Below are 8558 nucleotides of genomic sequence, written 5' to 3'. Positions count from 1 at the left end.
GCTCCCGCTGGGCTGCGAAGCAGCCCCGAATCTGACACCTCGGTGTGGCAGATGGATTGAGTGACCGCTTTTGGGGTCGCTTCGCAACCCAGCGGGAGCAAGCTCCCTCGCCACAGTTCAAGCAAATTCTAGAGCTTTGAGCCCCCGCCTTTTTCCTGCCGATACAAGCTGTTACTGTACGGGCCATAAAGCCCAAGCCGCCTGGATCGGATCTCAGACTTGATACGTCCCCTCCTCCTGCTCCTGATCAGCCTGGCCTTGAGCTCTCCCGCCAGCGCAACCATTAGCGAAAGCCATGGTTATGCGCAGTTCGGCACGCTCAAGTACCCGGCCAGATTCACCCACTTCGACTGGGTCAACCCGCAAGCGCCCAAGGGCGGAATCTTGCGGGTCATGGCATTCGGCACCTTCGATACGCTCAATCCCTACACATTCAAGGGCAGCAGCCCGGTTTCGACCCCCAATTTCTTGCAATACGGCATCAACGAGCTGAACGAACCGTTGATGGTTGGCACGGGTCAGTACGCACCGTCCGGCGACGAGCCGACGTCGAGCTATGGCCTGATCGCCCGGTCGGTGGAATACAGCGAAGACCGCAGTTGGGTGGTGTTCAACCTCAGACCCGAAGCGCGTTTTCACGATGGTGTGCCGATCACCGCCTATGACGTGGCGTTCTCCTACAGAACGCTGCTCAAGGAGGGTCATCCGCAGTACCGCACCAACCTTCAGGAAGTGCTGCGGGTCGACATCCTCAACCCGCTGAAAATCCGCTTTGTGTTCAAGCGTACGGGCAACCCGCTGCTGATCCTGCGTCTGGGTGAGTTACCGGTGCTGCCTCAGCACTACTGGAAAGACCGCGACTTCAAGGCCACCACCTTCGAACCTCCCTTGGGCAGCGGCCCATACCGGATTACCAAAGTACAGCCTGGTCGCCAGTTGGTGTTTGAGCGGGTCAAGAATTACTGGGGCAAGGACCTGCCGGTCAATCGCGGCAAATACAACTATGACCGGATGGACGTGGAGTTTTACCGCGACAGTGAAGTGGCTTTCGAAGCCTTCAAGGCCGGGGAGTTCGACATTTACATTGAGCACCAGGCCAAAAACTGGGCCAACGGCTATCAGTTCCCGGCAGTCAATCGCGGCGAGGTGATCAAGGCGCAGATTGCCCACCAGATCCCGACCCAGACCCAGGGTCTGTTCATGAACACCCGACGCAGCACGTTCGCCCAGGCCAAGGTTCGTGAAGCCTTGGGGATGATGTTCGACTTCGAGTGGACCAACCGCACGCTATTCAGCGGTGCCTACAAGCGCACCCTCAGTTATTACCCCAACAGTGAGTTCTCCTCCAGCGGCCTTCCGGTGGGCCACGAATGGCTACTGCTCAAGCCGTATCGGGAACAATTGCCGCCCCAGTTGTTCACCCAGCCCTTCAGCCTGCCTCGGACCGACGGCCGGGGGATCCCCCGGGAAACCTTGCGCAAAGCCCTCGGGTTGCTCAAGGAAGCCGGTTGGAGCATTCACGGCCAGCGTCTGCTCAACGCCGACAGCCAGCCGCTGCGCTTCGAGATCCTGCTGGTGAACCCGAATCTGGAGCGCATCCTGCAACCCTACGTGGAAAACCTCGCCAGCATCGGCATCCAGGCCCGCCTGCGTACGGTGGACCGCGCCCAATACAAGCAGCGCCTGGACCAGTTCGACTTCGACATGATTCTGCTGACCCTGGGCCAAACCCTTAGCCCGGGCCTTGAGCAATGGCAGTACTTCCATTCCAGCCAGGCGGGGGTCAAGGGCAGCAAGAACTACGCCGGCATCAACAACCCGGTGGTCGATCACCTGCTGGAAAAGCTCCTGTCCGCCCGCACCCGTGACGAACAGGTCGCTGCCGGCAAAGCCCTGGACCGCGTGCTGCTGTGGCAGCACTACTGCATCCCTAACTGGTATCTCAATTATCATCGCCTGGCCTACCGTAACCGGTTTGCCTTTGTCACCACGCCGCCCTACACCCTGGGTTTGAGCGCATGGTGGCTGAAATCTTCGGAGAAAGATCAATGAAGCCTTTACGCGCCCTGCTCCTGCAGGCCAGCGGCCTGTTGTTCGCCGGACTGGCCTGTGCCGCACCGCAGCACGCCCTGACCTTGTACAACGAGCCGCCGAAGTACCCGGCCAACTTCAAGCATTTCGATTATGTGAACCCTGACGCCCCCAAGGGTGGGATTTTTCGTCAGGGCGGGTTTGGTGGCTTCGACAGCCTTAACCCTTTTATCAGCAAGGGCGTCCCCGCCGATGACATCGGCCTGATCTACGACACCCTGGCCAAACAAGGCCTGGACGAACCCTTCACCGAATATGGCCTGATCGCCGAAAAAATCGAGAAGGCCCCGGACAATGCCTGGGTGCGCTTCTACCTGCGGCCCGAAGCCCGCTTCAACGATGGCCATCCGGTGCGCGCCGAGGACGTCGTGTTCAGCTTCCAGACCCTGACCAAGGACGGCGCCCCGATGTTCCGCGGTTACTACAACGACGTCGCCGAAGTCATCGCCGAAGAACCGCTCAAGGTACTGTTCAAGTTCAAGCATAAAAATAACCGTGAATTGCCGCTGATCCTCGGCCAGTTGCCGGTATTGCCCAAGCACTGGTGGGCCGGGCGTGAATTCAACAAGGGCAACCTGGAAATTCCCCTCGGCAGCGGCCCCTATAAGGTCGCCGAAGTGAAGGCTGGCCGCTCGATTCGCTATGAACGCGTGAAGGATTACTGGGGTAAGGACTTGCCGGTCAACCGCGGCTTCTACAACTTCGACGTCCTGACCACCGACTACTACCGTGACAACACCGTGGCGGTCGAGGCACTGAAGGCCGGGCAGTTTGATTTCTGGCTGGAAATGGCCGCCAAGAACTGGGCCAACGCCTACAACATCCCGGCCGTGACCGAAGGCCGGCTGATCAAGGAGCAGATCCCCAACGGCAACCCCACCGGCATGCAGGGGTTTGTTTATAACCTGCGCCGTCCGGTCTTCCAGGACGTACGGGTGCGCAAGGCCTTGAGCCTGCTGCTGGACTTCGAATGGACCAACAAACAACTGTTCCACGGTGCCTACGCGCGCACCCGCAGTTATTTCGAGAATTCGGAGATGGCCGCCACCGGCCTGCCCGGCGAAGACGAGTTGAAGATCCTCGAACCCCTGCGCGGGAAGATCCCCGAGCAGGTGTTCACCCAGGCATTCGAGCCCTCGGTATGTGACGGCAGCGGCATGATCCGTGACCAGCAGCGCAAGGCCTATCAATTGCTGCAAGAGGCCGGCTGGCGCATCGTCGACGACAAGATGGTCGATGCCCAGGGCAAACCCGTGGTGCTGGAGTTCCTGCTGGCCCAGACCGAATTCGAGCGGGTGCTGCTGCCATTCAAGCGCAACCTCAGCGACCTGGGCATCGAGCTGGTGATCCGCCGGGTCGACGTGTCCCAATACATCAATCGCGTGCGCTCACGTGATTTCGACCTGATAGTGGGCAGCTTCCCGCAATCCAGCTCGCCGGGTAACGAACAACGGGAATTCTGGATGTCGGCTGCCGCCGATAATCCCGGCAGCCGCAACACCATGGGCCTGAAGGACCCGGCGGTCGACCAACTGGTGGAGCAACTGATCAACGCCGATTCACGCAAGAGCCTGGTGGCCCACGCCCGCGCGCTGGACCGGGTGCTGCAATGGGGCTACTACGTGATCCCCAACTGGCACATCAAGACCTGGCGCGTAGCCTACTGGAACCACATCGGCCATCCAAAAATCACCCCGACCTACGACATCGGCACCACCACATGGTGGGTCAAGCCAGAGGTCAAGCCTTCCATTGAGGTGGAAAAACAGGTCATCGAGCAAAAAATCGTCGCCCCGGCGAGTGTGGAGTAACCCGATGCTGGCTTATATTTTTCGGCGCCTGTTACTCATCATTCCAACCCTGTTTGGCATTTTGTTGATCAACTTTGTGATCATCCAGGCCGCGCCCGGCGGGCCGGTGGAGCAGATGATCGCCAAACTCGAAGGCTTCGAAGGCGCCACCAGCCGCATTGCCGGCGGCGGTGCCGAAGTGTCGGTGGCCGGCTCGGCCTATCGCGGTGCCCAGGGCCTGGACCCGGCGCTGGTCAAGGAAATCGAGCGCATGTACGGCTTCGACAAGTCGGCACCGGAACGCCTGTGGATCATGATCAAGAACTACGCCCGGCTGGATTTCGGTGACAGTTTTTTCCGCGACGCCAAGGTCATCGACCTGATCAAGGAAAAAATGCCGGTCTCCATCTCCCTAGGGCTGTGGAGTACGCTGATCATGTACCTGGTGTCGATCCCGCTGGGGATCGCCAAGGCGACGCGGCATGGCAGTCACTTCGACGTCTGGACCAGTTCGGCCATCATAGTCGGCTATGCCATCCCGGCATTCCTGTTCGCCATCCTGCTGATCGTGGTGTTTGCCGGCGGCAGCTATTTCAACTGGTTCCCGCTGCGGGGGCTGACGTCCAACGATTTCGACGAACTGAGCATGGGTGGCAAGATCCTCGACTATTTCTGGCACCTGGCCTTGCCTGTGACAGCCCTGGTGATCGGCAACTTTGCCACCATGACCCTGCTGACCAAGAACAGCTTCCTCGATGAAATCAACAAGCAGTACGTGGTCACCGCCAAGGCCAAGGGTCTGACCCGCAATCGGGTGCTCTATGGTCATGTGTTCCGCAACGCAATGCTGCTGGTGATTGCCGGCTTCCCGTCGGCGTTCATTGGAATTTTCTTCACCGGCTCGTTGCTGGTGGAGGTGATCTTTTCCCTGGATGGCCTGGGACTGATGAGTTTCGAGGCGGCCATCAACCGTGACTACCCGGTGGTCTTTGGCACCCTGTTCATCTTCACCCTGCTGGGGCTGGTGGTGAAACTGATCGGTGACCTGACCTACACCTTTGTCGATCCACGCATCGACTTCGAAAGCCGGGAGCATTGAGATGAACCTGTCCCCCCTCAATCGCCGCCGTTTCGAACTGTTCAAGGCCAACAAGCGTGGCTGGTGGTCGCTGTGGCTGTTCCTGATCCTGTTCGGGCTCAGCCTGGGCGCCGAACTGATCGCCAATGACAAGCCGCTGGTGGTGCACTACGACGACGGTTGGTATTTCCCGGCCCTCAAGCGCTACCCGGAAACCACGTTCGGCGGCGAGTTTCCGTTGGAAGCCAACTACAAGAGCCCATACATCCGCGAACTGCTGGCCGCCAAGGACGCGTGGGTGCTGTGGGCACCGATCCCGTTCAGCTACCAGAGCATCAATTACGACCTGAAGGTCCCTGCCCCGGCACCGCCCTCCTCGGTCAACTGGCTGGGCACCGACGACCAGGGCCGCGATGTGCTGGCCCGGGTCATCTATGGCTTCCGTGTCTCGGTACTGTTTGCCCTGACACTGACCCTCCTCAGCTCAATCATCGGCGTGATCGCCGGCGCCTTGCAGGGCTTTTATGGCGGTTGGGTCGACCTGGCCGGCCAACGCTTTCTGGAGATCTGGTCAGGGTTGCCGGTGCTTTACCTGCTGATCATCCTGGCCAGTTTCGTGCAACCGAACTTCTGGTGGTTGCTGGGCATCATGCTGCTGTTCTCCTGGATGAGCCTGGTGGACGTGGTCCGCGCCGAGTTCCTGCGCGGGCGCAATCTGGAATACGTGCGTGCCGCGCGGGCATTAGGCATGCAGAACGGCGCGATCATGTTCCGCCACATCCTGCCCAACGCCATGGTCTCGACCATGACGTTCATGCCGTTCATTCTCACCGGCGCCATCGGCACCCTCACGGCCCTGGATTTCCTCGGGTTTGGCTTGCCTCCGGGCGCGCCGTCCTTGGGTGAACTGGTGGCCCAGGGCAAATCCAACCTGCAGGCGCCTTGGCTGGGCATCAGCGCGTTCGCCGTGCTGGCGATCATGCTGAGCCTGCTGGTATTTATCGGCGAGTCCGCTCGCGATGCCTTCGATCCGAGGAAGTGAGATGAATCAGGACAATCTGATCGAAGTACGCGACTTGGCAGTGGAGTTCATTGTTGGCGAACGTCGCCAGCGGGTCGTCGAAGGCGTCAGTTTCGACATCAAGCGTGGCGAAACCATGGCTCTGGTCGGCGAAAGCGGCTCAGGCAAGTCGGTGACCGCCCACTCTATCCTGCGGTTGCTGCCCTATCCGCTGGCCCACCATCCAAGCGGAACCATCCAGTATTCCGGTCAGGATTTACTGGGGCTCAAAGAAAAGACCATCCGCCATATCCGCGGCAACCGGATCGCGATGATCTTTCAGGAACCGATGACGTCCCTCAATCCGCTGCACTGCATCGAGAAGCAGATCAACGAAGTGCTGGGCATTCACAAGGGGCTGTCCGGCAAGGTCGCTACCCGTCGCACCCTGGAGTTGCTGGAGCTGGTGGGCATCCCCGAGCCGCACAAGCGCCTCAAGGCCCTGCCCCATGAGTTGTCCGGCGGCCAGCGCCAGCGGGTGATGATCGCCATGGCCCTGGCCAACGAGCCAGAACTGCTGATTGCCGACGAACCGACCACGGCACTGGACGTCACCGTCCAGCTGAAAATCCTCGAATTGCTCAAGGATTTGCAGGCGCGGCTGGGCATGTCGCTGCTGTTGATCAGCCACGATTTGAACCTGGTGCGAAGAATTGCTCATCGCGTATGTGTCATGCAGCGCGGTTGCATCGTCGAACAGGCATCGTGCGAAGAGCTGTTCCGCGCGCCGCAGCATCCGTACACTCGGGAACTGCTGGCCGCCGAGCCCAGCGGCAACCCGGCGACCAACGTGGTCGGCCCGCCGCTGTTGCAGGTCGAGGACCTGAAAGTCTGGTTCCCGATCAAGAAGGGGCTGTTCAAACGCACGGTGGATTACATAAAGGCCGTGGACGGGATCCGCTTCAGCCTGCCCCAGGGCCAGACCCTGGGCATCGTTGGCGAAAGCGGCTCCGGCAAGTCCACCCTGGGGCTGGCGATCTTGCGGTTGATCGGCAGCCAGGGGGGGATCCGGTTTGAAGGCAAGCAGCTGGACTGCCTGTCGCAGCAACAGGTCCGGCCGTTGCGCCGGGAGATGCAAGTGGTGTTTCAGGACCCGTTCGGCAGCCTGAGCCCACGGATGTGTGTCAGCCAGATCGTCGGCGAAGGCCTGCGGATCCACAAGATCGGCACCGCGGCCGAGCAGGAACAAGCGATAATCGAGGCATTGAAGGAGGTCGGCCTGGATCCGGAAACCCGGAACCGCTACCCCCATGAATTTTCCGGAGGGCAGCGGCAGCGTATCGCCATTGCCCGGGCCCTGGTGCTCAAGCCGGCGTTGATTCTGCTGGATGAACCGACGTCGGCCCTGGACCGTACCGTGCAACGCCAGGTGGTGGAGCTGTTGCGGTCGCTGCAAACCAAGTACAACCTGACGTATCTGTTTATCAGCCATGACCTGGCTGTCGTCAAAGCGCTAAGCCACCAGTTGATGGTGGTCAAGCATGGCCAAGTGGTCGAACAAGGTGATGCCCGCAGCATATTCGCCGCGCCGCAACACCCCTATACACAGCAGTTGCTGGAGGCCGCTTTCCTGGCCCCAACAACTGCCGAATAACCTGAAAGAGGAGCAACACATGGGTTTTCTCGCCGGTAAGCGCGTACTGATCGTCGGTGTCGCCAGCAAGCTGTCCATCGCATCCGGCATCGCCGCCGCCATGCATCGCGAGGGCGCTGAGCTTGCCTTCACTTATCAGAACGACAAACTCAAGGGTCGTGTCGAAGAGTTCGCACAAGGCTGGGGTTCGAGCCCTGAGCTGTGCTTCCCGTGCGACGTGGCCAGCGATGAAGAAATCGCCAAGGTCTTCGAAGAACTGAGCAAGAAGTGGGACGGCCTGGACTGCATCGTGCACTCCGTGGGCTTCGCCCCGGGCGACCAACTGGACGGCGACTTCACCGAAGCCACCACCCGTGAAGGTTTCCGCATTGCCCACGACATCAGCGCCTACAGCTTCGTGGCCCTGGCCAAGGCCGGTCGTGAAATGATGAAAGGTCGCAACGGCAGCCTGCTGACCCTGTCGTACCTGGGCGCCGAGCGCACCATGCCGAACTACAACGTGATGGGTATGGCCAAGGCTTCCTTGGAAGCAGGCGTGCGTTACCTGGCCGGCTCCCTGGGCCCGGACGGCACCCGTGTCAACTGCGTATCGGCCGGACCGATCCGCACCCTCGCCGCTTCCGGCATCAAGAACTTCCGCAAAATGCTGGCCGCCAACGAAGCACAAACCCCGCTGCGCCGCAACGTCACCATCGAAGAAGTCGGCAACGCCGGCGCCTTCCTGTGCTCGGACCTGGCCTCGGGCATCAGCGGTGAAATCATGTACGTAGACGGCGGCTTCAACACCACCGCCATGGGTAATCTCGAAGAGTAATCTTCACGCCACGTGCTATGCGTAAAAACGCCGCTTGCCCTGAGAAGGGACAAGCGGCGTTTTTTGTTCCCGTCTGTCAGCTTACATTCGTGTTGAATGGGCCACCGCTATCGCGAGCAGGCTCGCTCCCA

At 60.3% G+C, this 8558-nt stretch carries 6 protein-coding genes; all 6 read left to right on the top strand.

The features are described from left to right. Window positions 1-219: 219 nt before the first annotated feature. From HU811_RS21945 to fabI, 6 genes are read left to right on the top strand one after another with little or no spacing between them, the layout of a single operon-like run. A complete protein-coding gene (locus HU811_RS21945) occupies window positions 220-2052 on the top strand; it encodes an extracellular solute-binding protein (RefSeq protein ID WP_092396881.1) in 1833 nt (610 codons plus the stop codon). Then, window positions 2049-3902, top strand: a complete 1854-nt coding sequence (locus tag HU811_RS21940) for an extracellular solute-binding protein (RefSeq protein ID WP_186658059.1) — start codon at window positions 2049-2051, stop codon at window positions 3900-3902. The genes HU811_RS21945 and HU811_RS21940 overlap by 4 nt, the downstream gene beginning before the upstream one ends. A gap of 4 nt (window positions 3903-3906) precedes the next feature. Continuing rightward, window positions 3907-4980 carry a microcin C ABC transporter permease YejB gene (locus tag HU811_RS21935; protein ID WP_047225760.1) on the top strand — a complete coding sequence of 358 codons (1074 nt, stop codon included), beginning with the start codon at window positions 3907-3909 and terminating at the stop codon, window positions 4978-4980. Between the two features lies 1 nt (window position 4981). Beyond that, entirely contained in the window at window positions 4982-6001 is a 1020-nt protein-coding gene (locus tag HU811_RS21930) for an ABC transporter permease (RefSeq protein WP_047225759.1), read from the top strand. Window position 6002: 1 nt separating this feature from the next. Next, on the top strand, window positions 6003-7613 hold the full coding sequence (locus HU811_RS21925; protein ID WP_092396877.1) for an ABC transporter ATP-binding protein: 1611 nt from the start codon (window positions 6003-6005) through the stop codon (window positions 7611-7613). Between the two features lie 19 nt (window positions 7614-7632). Then, window positions 7633-8427: an enoyl-ACP reductase FabI gene (gene fabI, locus HU811_RS21920; protein ID WP_092396875.1), complete on the top strand. Its 795-nt coding sequence runs from the start codon at window positions 7633-7635 to the stop codon at window positions 8425-8427. Window positions 8428-8558 lie beyond the last annotated feature (131 nt).

Source organism: Pseudomonas tehranensis, assembly GCF_014268615.1.
GTDB lineage: Bacteria > Pseudomonadota > Gammaproteobacteria > Pseudomonadales > Pseudomonadaceae > Aquipseudomonas > Aquipseudomonas tehranensis.
The sequence above is the reverse complement of the archived record's forward strand: the minus strand, read 5'-3'. Positions and strand labels throughout refer to the sequence as shown.

Bases quoted from the DNA above. Each gene is read 5' to 3' on its own strand.
- HU811_RS21940 (WP_186658059.1), top strand. From the start codon at position 2,049: ATGAAGCCTTTACGCGCCCTGCTCCTGCAGGCCAGCGGCCTGTTGTTC.
- HU811_RS21935 (WP_047225760.1), top strand. From the start codon at position 3,907: ATGCTGGCTTATATTTTTCGGCGCCTGTTACTCATCATTCCAACCCTG.
- HU811_RS21930 (WP_047225759.1), top strand. From the start codon at position 4,982: ATGAACCTGTCCCCCCTCAATCGCCGCCGTTTCGAACTGTTCAAGGCC.
- HU811_RS21925 (WP_092396877.1), top strand. From the start codon at position 6,003: ATGAATCAGGACAATCTGATCGAAGTACGCGACTTGGCAGTGGAGTTC.
- fabI (WP_092396875.1), top strand. From the start codon at position 7,633: ATGGGTTTTCTCGCCGGTAAGCGCGTACTGATCGTCGGTGTCGCCAGC.